The 14,059-nt window shown below is 58.9% G+C and carries 13 protein-coding genes; 8 read left to right on the top strand and 5 right to left on the bottom strand.

Features of this window, described 5'->3' with window-relative positions; genetic code table 11:
- Positions 1 to 1,251 (bottom strand): MFS transporter, encoded by a 1,251-nt coding sequence (locus KGB28_RS29670; RefSeq protein ID WP_223449026.1) that lies wholly within the window; start codon positions 1,249 to 1,251, stop codon positions 1 to 3.
- 391 nt (positions 1,252 to 1,642) lie between these two features.
- Here KGB28_RS29670 and KGB28_RS29665 point away from each other — a divergent pair, with 391 nt between their 5' ends.
- The 3 genes from KGB28_RS29665 (at position 1,643) to KGB28_RS29655 (ending at position 4,335) form a co-directional block, all read left to right on the top strand.
- Positions 1,643 to 3,070 carry a cytochrome ubiquinol oxidase subunit I gene (locus tag KGB28_RS29665; RefSeq protein ID WP_150757763.1) on the top strand — a complete coding sequence of 476 codons (1,428 nt, stop codon included), beginning with the start codon at positions 1,643 to 1,645 and terminating at the stop codon, positions 3,068 to 3,070.
- 3 nt (positions 3,071 to 3,073) lie between these two features.
- Positions 3,074 to 4,081, top strand: coding sequence for a cytochrome d ubiquinol oxidase subunit II (gene cydB, locus KGB28_RS29660; RefSeq protein ID WP_056728750.1), 1,008 nt, complete (start codon positions 3,074 to 3,076; stop codon positions 4,079 to 4,081).
- 86 nt (positions 4,082 to 4,167) lie between these two features.
- Positions 4,168 to 4,335, top strand: coding sequence for a DUF2474 domain-containing protein (locus tag KGB28_RS29655; RefSeq protein ID WP_080925332.1), 168 nt, complete (start codon positions 4,168 to 4,170; stop codon positions 4,333 to 4,335).
- A gap of 64 nt (positions 4,336 to 4,399) precedes the next feature.
- Here KGB28_RS29655 and KGB28_RS29650 read toward each other — a convergent pair whose 3' ends face one another.
- Both KGB28_RS29650 and KGB28_RS29645 read right to left on the bottom strand, forming a co-directional pair.
- Complete coding sequence (locus tag KGB28_RS29650; protein WP_223449025.1) at positions 4,400 to 5,524, bottom strand: methyltransferase; 1,125 nt, start codon at positions 5,522 to 5,524, stop codon at positions 4,400 to 4,402.
- Between the two features lie 175 nt (positions 5,525 to 5,699).
- Positions 5,700 to 6,413 (bottom strand): helix-turn-helix transcriptional regulator, encoded by a 714-nt coding sequence (locus KGB28_RS29645; RefSeq protein ID WP_223449024.1) that lies wholly within the window; start codon positions 6,411 to 6,413, stop codon positions 5,700 to 5,702.
- 300 nt (positions 6,414 to 6,713) lie between these two features.
- On the opposite strand from KGB28_RS29645, the gene KGB28_RS29640 reads away from it, so the two are divergent.
- Positions 6,714 to 7,490 (top strand): ferredoxin--NADP reductase, encoded by a 777-nt coding sequence (locus KGB28_RS29640; protein WP_223449023.1) that lies wholly within the window; start codon positions 6,714 to 6,716, stop codon positions 7,488 to 7,490.
- A 44-nt stretch (positions 7,491 to 7,534) separates the two neighbouring features.
- Here the strand turns inward: KGB28_RS29640 and mscL are convergent, their stop codons facing one another.
- A complete protein-coding gene (gene mscL, locus KGB28_RS29635; RefSeq protein WP_150727013.1) occupies positions 7,535 to 7,948 on the bottom strand; it encodes a large-conductance mechanosensitive channel protein MscL in 414 nt (137 codons plus the stop codon).
- Positions 7,949 to 8,592: 644 nt separating this feature from the next.
- Here mscL and radA point away from each other — a divergent pair.
- Positions 8,593 to 9,960: a DNA repair protein RadA gene (gene radA, locus KGB28_RS29630; RefSeq protein WP_008004292.1), complete on the top strand. Its 1,368-nt coding sequence runs from the start codon at positions 8,593 to 8,595 to the stop codon at positions 9,958 to 9,960.
- Between the two features lie 143 nt (positions 9,961 to 10,103).
- Here radA and KGB28_RS29625 read toward each other — a convergent pair whose 3' ends face one another.
- On the bottom strand, positions 10,104 to 10,472 hold the full coding sequence (locus KGB28_RS29625; RefSeq protein WP_223449022.1) for a PilZ domain-containing protein: 369 nt from the start codon (positions 10,470 to 10,472) through the stop codon (positions 10,104 to 10,106).
- Positions 10,473 to 10,633: 161 nt separating this feature from the next.
- Between KGB28_RS29625 and KGB28_RS29620 the strand changes: the two genes are divergently transcribed.
- The 3 genes from KGB28_RS29620 (at position 10,634) to yjiA (ending at position 14,057) form a co-directional block, all read left to right on the top strand.
- Positions 10,634 to 12,700, top strand: coding sequence for a carbon starvation CstA family protein (locus KGB28_RS29620; protein WP_090451508.1), 2,067 nt, complete (start codon positions 10,634 to 10,636; stop codon positions 12,698 to 12,700).
- Between the two features lie 15 nt (positions 12,701 to 12,715).
- Complete coding sequence (locus tag KGB28_RS29615; RefSeq protein ID WP_007895266.1) at positions 12,716 to 12,913, top strand: YbdD/YjiX family protein; 198 nt, start codon at positions 12,716 to 12,718, stop codon at positions 12,911 to 12,913.
- 163 nt (positions 12,914 to 13,076) lie between these two features.
- Positions 13,077 to 14,057: a GTPase gene (yjiA, locus tag KGB28_RS29610; RefSeq protein ID WP_223449021.1), complete on the top strand. Its 981-nt coding sequence runs from the start codon at positions 13,077 to 13,079 to the stop codon at positions 14,055 to 14,057.
- The last annotated feature ends 2 nt before the right edge of the window (positions 14,058 to 14,059 follow it).

Below are 14,059 nucleotides of genomic sequence, written 5' to 3'. Positions count from 1 at the left end.
TCAGGCTTTCGCTTCTTCCTTCTCTTCATCTTTAGCCACGTGCATGCGATCGCGGCTCGCCAGTGTCGGGAACAGTTTGACCCACACCCCGGTCACCACCAGCGTGCCGATCCCACCCATGACCACGGCTGGCACGGTACCAAACCAATGGGCAGTCAGGCCCGATTCGAATTCACCCAACTGGTTCGAAGCGCCAATGAACAGACCATTGACGGCGCTGACCCGACCGCGCATTTCGTCCGGGGTTTCCAGTTGAACGAACGAGGCGCGGATCACCATGCTGATCATGTCTGCCGCGCCCAGCACCACCAGCACCGCCAGGGAAAACCAGAACGAGGTCGACAGGCCGAAGGCGATGGTTGCCACGCCGAAGATGCCTACGGCGGTGAACATCACCCGCCCGACGTTGCGCTCCACGGCAAACCGCGCCAGGAACAGCGACATCAGCAGTGCACCCACCGCCGGTGCCGAGCGCAGCAGGCCCAGCCCCCACGGGCCGGTCAGCAGAATGTCCTTGGCGAACACCGGCAGCAGCGCCGTCGCACCACCCAATAGCACAGCGAACAGATCGAGGGAGATCGCCCCGAGAATGTCCGGACGACTGCGGATAAAGCGAATGCCCGCCAGCAGTGAGTCCAGAGTGGCCTTGCCCTTGTTCAGCGGGGTTTGCCGGGCCGGCAGGTTGAGCATCAGCGAACAGGCGATGACATACAAAAGCACCGTCGGGCCATACACCCAGACGCTGCCGAAGGCGTAGAGCAAACCGCCGAGGGCCGGGGCGACGATGGTTGCCGATTGCTGAGCCGATTGCGCGGCGGCCACCGCACGGGGAAACAGCGCGCCGGGCACGATACTGGGCAGCAGGGCCTGGGTGGTCGGCATTTCAAAGGAACGAGCGGCACCGAGCAGGAAGGCCAGGATAAAGATCATTTCCCGGGTGACATGATCGGTGGCGCTGCCGATGGCCAGCGACAGGGCGATCAATGCCTGCACGGACTGGCAGATCGCCGCAACCTTGCGCCGGTCATAGCGGTCGGCGACGTGCCCGGTGTGCAGCATGAACAGCACGCGCGGGGCGAACTCGACCAGGCCGACCAGACCCAGGTCGAGCACGTTGCCGGTCAGTTGGTACAGGTTCCAGCCGATGGCCACGGTGAGCATCTGGAAGCCGCTGGCGGTAAATACCCGGGCCAGCCAGAACGCGAGAAAAGGGCGATGGTGACGTAACAGCAAGGGCTCTTGGCTGGGCATCTGCGGGGAAATCTGGGGAGAGGGGAACGGCGAGATTATCACCAACCTGTAACAGAAAGTTGCCGTGTCAAAAAATTAGTTAGCCAGACATCGATTTTCTCCAGGCTCCCGCAGGGAATGTGTTGCTGGGGATGACAAAAGCCGTGAGGCAACTTGTCACGCGGCAAAAGACCACGCGGTTCATCCCCGAAATTGGGACTACTCTTTCAACGTTGATTGATCCAGATCAAAACCCACAAAAGGAATTGATCCGGCGGCCGCAAGGCCAGACTCCCTGCGTTGTGATGCGTGCAAAAAAAGAACAAATAGAGATTCGCCACACTCCATACCCGTGGGGGCCGTGGGTGCAGGCTTCCAGCCAGCAGCCGTACTACCTGACAGAGGAAGACTTATGTTCGGTTTAGAGGCACTTGATCTCGCCCGAATTCAGTTCGCGTTCACCATCTCGTTCCACATCCTGTTCCCGGCCATCACCATCGGCCTGGCGAGTTACCTGGCAGTACTCGAAGGCCTGTGGCTGAAAACCCATAACGACACCTACCGTGACCTCTACCATTTCTGGTCGAAGATCTTTGCCGTCAACTTTGGCATGGGGGTGGTTTCCGGCCTGGTGATGGCCTATCAGTTCGGCACCAACTGGAGCCGCTTCTCGGACTTCGCCGGTTCCGTGACCGGACCGTTGCTGACCTATGAAGTGCTCACTGCATTCTTCCTCGAAGCCGGGTTCCTCGGCGTCATGCTGTTTGGCTGGAACAAGGTCGGGCGTGGCCTGCACTTCTTCGCCACCGTGATGGTGGCCATCGGTACATTGATCTCCACGTTCTGGATTCTCGCTTCCAATAGCTGGATGCAGACCCCGCAGGGCTTCGAGATCGTCAACGGTCAGGTCATACCCACCGACTGGCTGGCGGTCATCTTCAACCCGTCGTTCCCGTATCGCCTGATGCACATGGCCACGGCGGCGTTCGTCGCCACGGCCTTCTTCGTCGGCTCCTCCGCGGCCTGGCATTTGCTGCGCGGCAAGGACAACCCGGCGATCCGCAAAATGCTCTCGATGGCCATGTGGATGGCATTGATCGTCGCGCCGATCCAGGCGGTCATCGGTGATTTCCACGGCCTCAATACGCTTGAGCATCAGCCGGCAAAAATCGCCGCGATCGAGGGGCACTGGGAAAACAAGGGTAACGAGGCGACTCCGCTGATCCTGTTCGGCTGGCCGGACATGAAGGAGGAAAAAACCAAGTTCGCCGTCGAAATCCCGTACCTGGGCAGCCTGATCCTCACGCACTCACTGGACAAGCAGGTGCCGGCGCTCAAGGAGTTCCCGCCTGAAGACCGACCGAATTCGACCATCGTGTTCTGGTCGTTCCGGATCATGGTGGGCCTGGGCATGCTGATGATCTTCACCGGTTTGTGGAGCCTGTGGCTGCGCAAGCGCGACACCCTCTATACCTCGCGGCCGTTCCTGTACCTGGCGCTGTGGATGGGGCCGTCCGGCCTGATCGCGATCCTCGCCGGCTGGTTCACCACGGAAATCGGCCGCCAGCCATGGGTGGTCTATGGCCTGATGCGTACGGCGGATGCGTCGTCCAACCACAGCTTCATGCAGATGAGCATCACCCTGATCCTGTTTGTCGTGGTTTATTTCGCGCTGTTTGGCGCCGGTCTTGGCTACATGATGCGCCTGGTGCGCAAGGGGCCGAAGACCGACGAAGGCAAGGAAACCAACGACGGTGGCCCCGGCCAGAAACGCACACCGGCCCGTCCGCTGTCCGCAGCCGACGACGATGCCGGCCACAGCCTGACCAAGGAGATTTGAATCATGGGTATTGATCTTCCGCTGATCTGGGCCGTGATCATCATCTTCGGCATCATGATGTACGTGGTCATGGACGGTTTCGACCTGGGCATCGGCATTCTCTTCCCGTTTATTCCGGGCAAGACCGATCGCGATGTGATGATGAACACCGTCGCCCCGGTCTGGGACGGCAACGAGACCTGGCTGGTGTTGGGTGGCGCGGCGTTGTTCGGCGCGTTTCCGCTGGCCTATTCGGTGGTGCTCTCGGCGCTGTACCTGCCGCTGATCCTGATGTTGATCGGGCTGATCTTTCGTGGCGTGGCCTTCGAGTTCCGCTTCAAGGCCAGGGACGACAAGCGCCACCTGTGGGACAAGGCATTCATCGGTGGCTCGGTCACTGCGACGTTCTTCCAGGGCGTCGCGCTCGGCGCGTTCATCGATGGGCTGCCGGTGGTCAATCGGCAGTTCGCCGGTGGTTCACTGGACTGGCTGACACCGTTCACGATGTTCTGTGGTGCGGCGCTGGTGGTTGCTTATGCGTTGCTCGGTTGCACCTGGCTGATCATGAAGACCGAAGGCAAGTTGCAGGAGCAGATGCATGACCTGGCACGGCCATTGGCCTTCGTGCTGCTGGCGGTGATCGGCATTGTCAGCATCTGGACCCCTTTGGCCCACACGGATATCGCCGCACGCTGGTTCACCATGCCGAACCTGTTCTGGTTCATGCCGGTGCCGATCCTGGTGCTGGTGACGATGTACGGTCTGATCCGCGCCGTGGCCCGCAACGCGCACTACACGCCGTTCCTGCTGACCCTGGTGCTGATCTTCCTCGGTTACAGCGGCTTGGGCATCAGCCTGTGGCCGAACATCATCCCGCCGTCGATCTCGATCTGGGACGCCGCCGCGCCGCCGCAAAGCCAGGGCTTCATGCTGGTGGGTACGCTGTTCATCATCCCGTTCATCCTGGGCTACACCTTCTGGAGCTACTACGTGTTCCGCGGCAAGGTCACCCATGAAGACGGCTATCACTAGTCTGCTGCACAACGAACCTGTGGGAGCGAGCTTGCTCGCGATGGCGTCTTCAAAGGCGCCAACCCTCTCTACTGGAGAAGTGAGCCATGCCCGGCAAACACACCCTGCACGACATTGAAGAAGCCGAAAAAAAGCCGCTGTGGCAGCGGCTCGGCTGGTTGGCCCTGATCTGGGTCGGCAGCGTGGGCGCCTTGTTCATCGTCGCCAGCCTGATGCGACTGTTCATGAATGCGGCCGGCCTGACCACGCACTGACATCTCTCCCGTGGCCTCGAGGCACGGATTTACGACCCTCCGACCGGAGGGTTTTTTTTGCCAGTTACTTGCGCGCCTTGAGGATCACGAATTTCGGATTGGCCGCCACTTGCTCGACGCCACGGAACAATCGCGCCAGCTTGCTGTGGTAGCCCAGGTGACGATTGCCGACGATGTACAACGCGCCGCCCACGACCAGCGCTTCGCGGGCCTGCTGGAACATCCGCCAGGCCAGGAAGTCGCCCACCACTTGTTGCTGGTGAAACGGTGGATTGCATAGCACGACGTCAAGCGATTGCGGTTCCTGACCAGCCAGGCCATCACCGGCTCGCACGATCACTTCCCGTTCACCCAACGCTGCGTGCCAGTTCTCGGACGCCGATTGCACGGCCATGAAAGACTCGTCCACCAGCGTGTAGTGGGCCTCAGGGTTTTGCAGGGCGCTGGCGATAGCCAGGACGCCGTTGCCGCAACCGAGATCGGCGACCCGCGCCGAGCCAAGGTTTTTCGGCAGGTGTGGTAAAAACGCCCGGGTGCCGATGTCCAGGCCTTCGCGGCAAAACACGTTGGCGTGGTTGAGCAGCTCGATAGCCGGTTCGTCGAGTCTGTATCGCGTTGGGTAAGGCGACACCGCTGGCGTTTTGTCTTGAGCCGTGGCAATCAATAGCCGCGCCTTCTTCACCGCCAACGAGGCTTGCACGGGGCCGATATAGCGCTCCAGCAAGTCGCCCGCCGCCCGGGGCAGATGCTTGATCATGGCTGCGGCAACCACTTGGGCGCCGGGTGCCAGTTGGCCTTGCAGGCGGATCAGTTGTTCTTCCAGCAGCGCCAGGGTTTTTGGTACACGGATCAGCACGCAGTCGAACGGTCCGGCAGGGGTTTCGCTGGCGGGTACGCTCGACACCGCATCAAACGCCAGGCCGTTGCGCACCAGGTTCTTTTCCAGACCCTGGAAAGCCAGGAACGAATCACCGCTGCTGACCACCTGCACCTTGCCCGCCAGGCTGGCTACCAACGCGCCGAAACTGTCATTGAGCACCAATACCCGAGTGTCCGACGACGGCTGCTGTTCGGCCAGATGATTGAGCAGGTATTCATCGGCCGCATCGAAAGCTTGCAGCGGTTCGTTCTGCTGTTCGGGCTGGCGGATCAGGTCGAGGCTGGCGAAGGGTGTTTCGAGCAAAGGCATGGGGCGGGGCTCTGGGTAATCAACGGATGTCCCGCTGCCCGAAGGCGTTGGAGCGGGCGGAGCCGTCCGAGTGAACTGCGTCGTGGCGGTCTACACGCCATCACTCAGGAGGGACCGCAAATGGTACGTTTTTTTTGCCTGGATTACCCGCAGGTTTTCCCGCAATCGGGCGCTTTCAGATGGCTCCGGAGCGGGCCGCGACGATGACTGCCGCAATCTTGTTGTTGACACCGAGCTTCTCGATAGCCCTGTGCACATGAAAGTTGACCGTGCGTTCACTCAAATTGAGGATCCTGGCAATTTCATAGGCCGTCTTGCCATCGGCCGACAGTTTCAATACTTCGAGTTCCCGCCGTGACAAGGAGGGAGCCTGAGGGCGAGCCGGTTTTTTCGGTTGCATCTCGAGCGCCAGAGCGTGCAAATGGCGACTGATGAACACCGAGAATCCGAGATTCTCGTACAGCTCATAAGCTGAAATCGGGCAGTGGCTTCTGGCCAGGCTGAGAATACTGTGCAGGCCGCTCTCCTCATCGTGGATCGCCTGGGACCAGCCATGCCGCAAACCTTGTTGCTGCAGCAACTGCCATAGCCATGGCGTCCTGGAAAAAAGCTCTTCGCTCCAGAGAACAGGCAACGTTGAATGATTGCAGTGCGCCGCTATCGGGTCTATTTGCGTGGTGTTGTTTTTTTCATATTGAATGTTCCATTCATGGGGGAAATTGTTCAGGCTCACCGGACTGGCGCCGGTCACGACTGAGTTCGAAGTAATTGAAAAGCCACAAAATTTATATCCAAGGTTTCTAGCGAAGTTAAGCGCGATTCGATAGGCAGTATTGATCTCTTGCGTATGCGCCAATTGGTTGAGCTGTGACTCCTTCCAGATCTCCATACAGCGATCTCCATGAGCGTGTCTTCTGGCTGCAATATTGGATCCAAGATCCAGCACGTCACGAAGTGTAGGACAGTTCCTACGGTGATGGTGCGACAATTTTGCTCTTTTAACTCTTGGGAAGTGTGTTCCTGGTTCTTAGGCGATCGATGAGTTATAAAATGCCATATGGCATTTTATAATCATGGCGGTATCGCACTTAGTAAACAGTCACTAGTGCAGATTAATGTCACTACAAATTGTCGGTGGTTACGCTGCTTTCTTTGCGGGACACTGGGGTATCTGTGATTGGAGCCTTCCATGTCCGTCAGTGAAGAAAAATTTACCCGTCAGACCTTGCTCGAGGTTCATCCGCTGACCCCGAACCTGTTTACCCTGCGCGCCACGCGGGATGCAGGGTTTCGTTTTCGGGCGGGGCAGTTTGCCCGATTGGGCGTCACCAAGGCTGACGGCAGCACGGTATGGCGCGCCTACTCGATGGTGTCCTCACCTTTTGACGAGTTCCTCGAGTTCTTCTCCATTGTTGTACCAGGCGGTGAGTTCACCAGCGAACTCAGCCGGCTGGGTGTTGGCGATGCATTGTTGGTCGACCGCCAGGCCTTCGGCTACCTGACGCTGGACCGGTTTGTCGATGGGCGTGATCTGTGGTTGTTAGCCACAGGCACGGGCATCGCGCCGTTCCTGTCGATACTCCAGGACTTCGAAGTCTGGGAGAGATTCGAGCGGATCATTCTGGTCTATAGCGTTCGCGAAGCCCGGGAACTGGCTTATCAGGAACTGATCGCAGGGCTGGCGAAGCGTGAGTATCTGGCGGAGTACGCCCATAAACTGCAATTGATCACCACGGTCACTCGTGAACAGCATCCCGGCTCATTGAACGGGCGGATCACCACGCTGATTGAAAACGGCGAACTGGAGCGCGCCGCGGGTGTTGCGCTGACGCCCGAGCACTCACGGGTCATGCTGTGCGGCAATCCGCAGATGATCGATGACACGCGCAAGCTGCTTAAACAGCGCGACATGCACTTGAGCCTCAGCCGGCGACCCGGCCAGGTGGCGGTGGAAAACTTCTGGTAAGAAAAACGGCGCCTCAAAGGCGCCGTTTTTTTTTGCTAATGCAGTCAAGGCCGGTTGTTCTGGGCCTTGAGCAAGTCGCGAATCTCGCCCAGCAACTCTTCTTCCTTGGTTGGAACCGGCGGCAGGCTAGGGGCCACGGCCTCTTCGCGCTTCAGGCGGTTGATGGCCTTGACGCCCATGAAGATCGCGAAGGCGACGATGACGAAGTCGATGATGGTCTGGATGAATTTGCCATAAGCCAGCACCACTGCCGGAGCAGCACCCTCCGCTGCCTTGAGCGTTATGGCCAGATCACTGAAGTCCACGCCACCGATCAGCATCCCGATTGGCGGCATGATCAGGTCACCGACAAACGACGTAACGATCTTGCCAAAGGCCGCACCGATGATGATACCGACGGCCATGTCGACCACGTTGCCTTTGACCGCGAAGGCCTTGAACTCATTGAGCACGCCCATAGGTTATTTCCTTGTTACAGATGAGGTTGATGCACGCAGTGTAAATCAGCAAATCGCTTCCTGCTCGAATCAACTGCCTGCTGTGCTTGCCAGCAATCGACCCGGGTGGTGTTGAAAAATTCACCGATTGATCTCATCTGTGGGGCGGCCAGGCCTTCTGCGGAGTTTTGCATACGACGATTTTTTTCAGCGAAATGGCGTCGTTTGTGTGGGCGAGCCAAGGTTGAGAGACCATCTCTGAATCGGGGCGTTAAAGATGATCTGGCAGTTAGTGGTCAGAAGGCTCTATTGAAAATTAATTGCAGTTGCAGTGGTATTAACTGTTTCGTTAGTTTTGGGTGTCAGACAAGTTGCGTGTTTCTCTGAATCAATGCTGCGTATTGTGTGAGTGTTTTCGAAGTTGTGCATAAAGTATGTAAATGAATAAAGTTTGTATAGGTTTTCAAAGCGTGCGATATGGCAAGTCACTAGAGTTTGTTGGCCGAGTTGAGAAAAATACTTATACAAGGTTTTGTATGTAGGGTGTATTTCAATATACCTGTATTTAATGGGGTTATTTGAAGTCATCAAAGGGGTTGCGAAATATCTGGCCGCACTCGCGCGCCTTGGCTGAGCTATCATCGCGTTTTTTTCCGGGAGTTCCGATGGCCAAGGCCAAGCGCATGTACGGCTGCACCGAGTGCGGCTCAACCTTCCCCAAATGGGCCGGCCAGTGCGGTGAGTGCGGGGCCTGGAACACACTCACCGAAACCATGGTGGAAAGCGGCGGGGCAGCCGCCCCCAGCGGTCGTACCGGGTGGGCCGGACAGCAGGCGCAGATCAAGACCCTGGCCGAAGTCAGTGTCGAAGAAATTCCGCGCTTCTCCACCGCTTCCAGCGAGCTCGACCGGGTTCTGGGTGGTGGTCTGGTGGATGGCTCGGTGGTGCTGATCGGTGGCGACCCTGGCATCGGCAAGTCGACCATCCTGTTGCAAACCTTGTGCAACCTCGCCAAGAGCATGCCGGCGCTGTACGTCACAGGTGAGGAATCCCAGCAGCAAGTGGCCATGCGTGCGCGGCGCCTGGGGTTGCCTCAGGATCAACTGCGGGTCATGACTGAAACCTGCATCGAAGCCATCATCGCCACGGCCCGTCAGGAAAAGCCCAAGGTGATGGTGATCGACTCGATCCAGACGATCTTTACCGAGCAACTGCAATCGGCACCGGGCGGTGTATCTCAGGTGCGTGAAAGCGCGGCGTTGCTGGTGCGTTATGCCAAGCAGAGCGGTACGGCGATTTTCCTGGTGGGCCACGTCACCAAGGAAGGCGCGCTGGCTGGCCCTCGGGTGCTGGAACACATGGTCGACACCGTGCTGTATTTCGAAGGCGAGTCCGACGGGCGCCTGCGCCTGCTGCGGGCGGTGAAGAACCGTTTCGGTGCAGTCAATGAGCTGGGTGTGTTCGGCATGACCGACAAGGGCTTGAAAGAAGTCTCCAACCCCTCGGCGATTTTTCTGACCCGTGCCCAGGAAGAAGTCCCGGGTAGCGTGGTGATGGCAACCTGGGAAGGCACGCGGCCAATGCTGGTGGAGGTTCAGGCGCTGGTGGACGACAGTCACCTGGCCAACCCGCGTCGGGTCACGCTGGGGCTGGATCAGAACCGGCTGGCGATGTTGCTGGCGGTGCTGCACCGTCACGGTGGCATTCCGACCCACGACCAGGACGTATTTCTCAACGTGGTCGGCGGGGTCAAGGTGCTGGAAACGGCATCCGACCTGGCGTTGATGGCGGCGGTGATGTCCAGTCTGCGCAACCGGCCGTTGCCCCACGATCTGCTGGTGTTCGGTGAGGTCGGGCTTTCCGGTGAAGTGCGTCCGGTGCCGAGCGGTCAGGAGCGTTTGAAAGAAGCCGCCAAGCACGGCTTCAAGCGGGCCATCGTGCCCAAGGGCAATGCGCCGAAAGAGGCGCCGGCAGGGTTGCAGATCATTGCTGTCACGCGTCTGGAGCAGGCGCTTGATGCGTTGTTCGAATAATTTCAGGTGAATACACAACCCTGTGGGAGCGAGCTTGCTCGCGATGAGGGCATGACATTCAAGTTGATGTTGCTTGTCAGGCCGCCATCGTCGGAACGCCGCCCGGAGCAAGCTCGCTCCCACATTGGATTGATGACAGGCCGTCAAATCTCGATCAGCGCACCCAATTCTCGTTCCAGCTCCTGCGGATCAGCGAGATTGAGCTCGATCAATCGCCGCAGGCGCTCGATGGACTCCAGGCTGATGTGCAGGCAGACAAACCCGAGCTGGCCATGGTCGTCGTGGGCCAGTTGCACATCCATGGTGATGTCGGCCTCTTCGCTCAGATGAATGTCGACCAGAAAATCCTGCTGCGGATTGCCCAGCCACGGATCGGGTCGCTCGATCAGCAACCCCTTGAGCGACAGATCAATCAACTTCACCTGCCAAGTGGACTCACCCTGACTCAGCTCGGTTCGGGCATCGAACGCAATACGTTTGAAGCGGCGACGTTCGGCAGGGTGCTCGCTCATGGCGCGATCCTCGGATATATACGCTGACTATAGACCCGCATGATCAAAGGCATGCCAGCGCATGCAGGTGTCCAGACCAATGTCGGGGTATGGTCTTTGTCGTCAGGAGCGCTAAACTCGGTGAGGCTGTCTTTCTTGTCCACTCTGGCTGGAATAAAAAAATGAAAAATAATAATAGCCCGCTACGCCATTTGCCTTGGCTGGTGTTGGCAATCGTAGGTGCGTGCGCTCTGGGTGTCGTGGCATTGCGCCGAGGCGAGGCAATCAACGCCTTGTGGATTGTGGTTGCTGCCGTGGCTATCTATCTGGTCGCCTACCGCTACTACAGTCTGTTCATCGCTAACAATGTCATGCAACTCGATGCGCGACGGGCCACTCCCGCAGTGCTCAACAACGACGGTCTGGACTACGTTCCAACCAACAAACACATTCTTTTTGGTCACCACTTCGCGGCCATTGCCGGCGCGGGGCCTTTGGTCGGTCCAGTATTGGCGGCGCAGATGGGCTACCTGCCAGGCACGCTGTGGCTGATCGCCGGCGTGGTGCTGGCCGGTGCGGTGCAGGACTTCATGGTCCTGTTCATGTCCACCCGCCGCAATGGCCGCTCGCTGGGCGACATGGTCCGTGAAGAAATGGGCCGCATCCCCGGCACCATCGCGCTATTCGGCTGCTTCCTGATCATGATCATCATCCTCGCGGTGCTGGCGCTGATCGTCGTGAAAGCCCTGGCCGAAAGCCCGTGGGGCATTTTCACGGTGATGGCGACCATCCCGATCGCGATGTTCATGGGCATCTACATGCGCTACATCCGCCCGGGTCGCATCGGTGAGATCTCGGTCATCGGTGTGCTGTTGCTGCTGGGTTCGATCTGGCTGGGCGGGCAGATCGCCGCTGATCCGGTATGGGCCAAGGCATTCAGCTTTACCGGTATCCAGATCACCTGGATGCTGATCGGCTACGGTTTTGTCGCAGCGGTATTGCCGGTGTGGCTGATCCTGGCGCCCCGTGACTATCTGTCGACCTTCCTGAAAATCGGCACCATCGTCGCCCTGGCCATCGGTATCCTGGTGACCATGCCCGAGCTGAAAATGCCGGCCCTGACCCAGTTTGTCGACGGCACCGGCCCGGTATGGAAGGGCGGTCTGTTCCCGTTCCTGTTCATCACCATCGCCTGTGGCGCGGTCTCGGGTTTCCACGCGCTGATCTCCTCCGGGACCACGCCGAAACTGCTGGATAACGAAACCAACGCCCGCTACATCGGTTACGGCGGCATGCTGATGGAATCGTTCGTGGCGATCATGGCGATGGTCGCCGCATCGGTGATCGAGCCTGGCGTGTACTTCGCCATGAACAGCCCGGCGGCCGTGGTCGGCGGTGATGTGGTGGCGGTGGCGACAGCCGTCAGCAACTGGGGTTTTGCGATTACCCCGGAAGCCCTGCAAGCAGTAGCCCATGACATCGGTGAAACCACCATCCTGGCCCGTGCCGGCGGTGCACCGACCCTGGCGGTCGGTATCGCGCAGATCCTGCACAGTGTTCTGCCGGGTGAAAACACCATGGCGTTCTGGTACCACTTCGCGATCCTGTTCGAAGCGCTGTTCATCCTGACGGCGGTCGACGCCGGTACCCGTGCCGGGCGCTTCATGCTCCAGGACTTGCTCGGCTCCTTCGTGCCGGCGCTCAAACGCACCGAATCCTGGACCGCCAACCTGATCGCCACCGCCGGTTGTGTGGCGATGTGGGGCTGGTTGCTGTATCAGGGCGTGATCGATCCGTTGGGTGGTATCAACACCCTGTGGCCGCTGTTCGGCATCTCCAACCAGATGCTGGCCGGTATCGCCTTGATGCTCGGCACCGTCGTGCTGATCAAGATGAAACGCCAGCGTTATGTCTGGGTCACCATGTTGCCGGCGGTGTGGCTGTTGATCTGCACCACGACAGCGGGTTTCATCAAGCTGTTCGACGCCAACCCGGCGATCGGCTTCCTCGCCCTGGCGAAGAAATACAGCGATGCCCTGGCCAACGGCCAGATCCTCGCCCCGGCCAAGGACATCACCCAGATGCAGCACGTGATCTTCAACGCCTACACCAACGCAACGCTGACCGCGCTGTTCCTGTTCGTGGTGTTCAGCATCCTGTTCTATGCACTCAAGGTCGGTATTGCCGCCTGGGGTAAAAAAGAACGTACGGATAAAGAATCGCCATTCCAGGCGTTGCCGGATGCGTAACCAGAGGATTGCAGCATGTTCAATGACTTGAGTCGCCTCGGTAAATACCTCGGTCAGGCTGCGCGCCTGATGGTCGGCATGCCCGACTACGACAACTACGTCGAGCATATGCAGACCAAGCACCCGGACAAACCGGTGATGAGCTATGAGATGTTCTTTCGCGAGCGTCAGGAAGCCCGTTACGGTGGCAAGGGTGGGCCGAAGTGCTGTTGATCCGACAGCCCGGTTGAGGCAATCCCCCTGTGGGAGCGGGCTTGCCCGCGAAAGCGGTGTGTCATTCAACATTCATGTCGACTGACACGCCACCTTCGCGGGCAAGCCCGCTCCCACATTTGTTTTGTGTTGTTTATTAGTTTTGTGAAACAGGAGATCAATTTTGTCCTCTCCCATCCCGGTCACGATCCTCAGCGGCTTCCTCGGCGCCGGCAAGACCACCCTGTTGCGTCACCTGCTCAAGGCCGAGCACGGCCTGAAAATCGCCGTGATCGAGAATGAATTCAGCGATGCCGGTATCGATACCCAGCTGTTGGGCGATGAACCGGTACAAGTGATGACACTGTCCAACGGCTGCGTCTGCTGCACCATCCACACGGACCTGACCAAAGCGCTTTATCTGTTGCTCGAGCGTCTGGACCGGGGCGACATCGCCTTCGACCGCCTGGTGATCGAATGCACCGGCCTGGCCGACCCGGCACCGGTGGCACAAACCTTTTTCATCGACGAAGAGTTGCGCGAGCGCTATATCCTCGACGGCATCATCACGCTGGTCGACGCGGCACATGCCGACTTGCACCTGACCCAGACCATCGCCCAGGCACAGATAGGATTCGCCGACCGCTTGCTGGTGAGCAAGCGTGATCTGGTGGACGAGCCGACCTTCACCGCGTTGAGCGAGCGCCTGACCCGCATCAACCGGCGTGCGCCTATCCGCGTGGTCGACCACGGCAAGATCGACCTCGCCGAGTTGCTCGATGTACGCGGCTTCAACCTCAATGCCGACCTCGGTGGCGGCGTGAGTTTGCGCCCTCTCAGCCAGGCTGCTCCGTCCATAGACCGCATTTCCAGCTTGGTGCTGCGCACTGAAAAGCCGCTGGATATCGACAAGCTCAGCGAGTTCATGAACGAGTTGCTGGAGGAGCATGGCAAGCAGTTGCTGCGCTACAAAGGCGTGTTGAATATCCTCGGCGAATCGCGTCGCATGGTGTTTCAGGGTGTGCTGAAACTCTATGGTTTCGATTGGGATACCGAGTGGGCTGAAGACGAAGTGCGCGAGAGCGTGATCGTGTTCATTGCCGATGATTTGCCGGAGGAAAAGATTCGCGAGGGATTTGCGCGGGCGGTTGCGGATCAGAAGTGAAT

The sequence above is a fragment of the Pseudomonas sp. BF-R-19 genome (genome assembly GCF_019956445.1).
GTDB lineage: Bacteria > Pseudomonadota > Gammaproteobacteria > Pseudomonadales > Pseudomonadaceae > Aquipseudomonas > Aquipseudomonas fluorescens_BH.
Note: the sequence above shows the minus strand (reverse complement) of the source record. Positions and strands in the feature narration are given on the sequence as shown.

Excerpts from the sequence above, each read along its gene's own strand:
- KGB28_RS29650 (WP_223449025.1), bottom strand. The coding sequence starts at position 5,524 with ATGCCTTTGCTCGAAACACCCTTCGCCAGCCTCGACCTGATCCGCCAG.
- KGB28_RS29620 (WP_090451508.1), top strand. The coding sequence starts at position 10,634 with ATGAAAAATAATAATAGCCCGCTACGCCATTTGCCTTGGCTGGTGTTG.
- KGB28_RS29640 (WP_223449023.1), top strand. The coding sequence starts at position 6,714 with ATGTCCGTCAGTGAAGAAAAATTTACCCGTCAGACCTTGCTCGAGGTT.
- KGB28_RS29655 (WP_080925332.1), top strand. The coding sequence starts at position 4,168 with ATGCCCGGCAAACACACCCTGCACGACATTGAAGAAGCCGAAAAAAAG.
- KGB28_RS29615 (WP_007895266.1), top strand. The coding sequence starts at position 12,716 with ATGTTCAATGACTTGAGTCGCCTCGGTAAATACCTCGGTCAGGCTGCG.
- KGB28_RS29645 (WP_223449024.1), bottom strand. The coding sequence starts at position 6,413 with ATGGAGATCTGGAAGGAGTCACAGCTCAACCAATTGGCGCATACGCAA.
- radA (WP_008004292.1), top strand. The coding sequence starts at position 8,593 with ATGGCCAAGGCCAAGCGCATGTACGGCTGCACCGAGTGCGGCTCAACC.
- KGB28_RS29665 (WP_150757763.1), top strand. The coding sequence starts at position 1,643 with ATGTTCGGTTTAGAGGCACTTGATCTCGCCCGAATTCAGTTCGCGTTC.
- cydB (WP_056728750.1), top strand. The coding sequence starts at position 3,074 with ATGGGTATTGATCTTCCGCTGATCTGGGCCGTGATCATCATCTTCGGC.
- KGB28_RS29625 (WP_223449022.1), bottom strand. The coding sequence starts at position 10,472 with ATGAGCGAGCACCCTGCCGAACGTCGCCGCTTCAAACGTATTGCGTTC.
- mscL (WP_150727013.1), bottom strand. The coding sequence starts at position 7,948 with ATGGGCGTGCTCAATGAGTTCAAGGCCTTCGCGGTCAAAGGCAACGTG.
- KGB28_RS29670 (WP_223449026.1), bottom strand. The coding sequence starts at position 1,251 with ATGCCCAGCCAAGAGCCCTTGCTGTTACGTCACCATCGCCCTTTTCTC.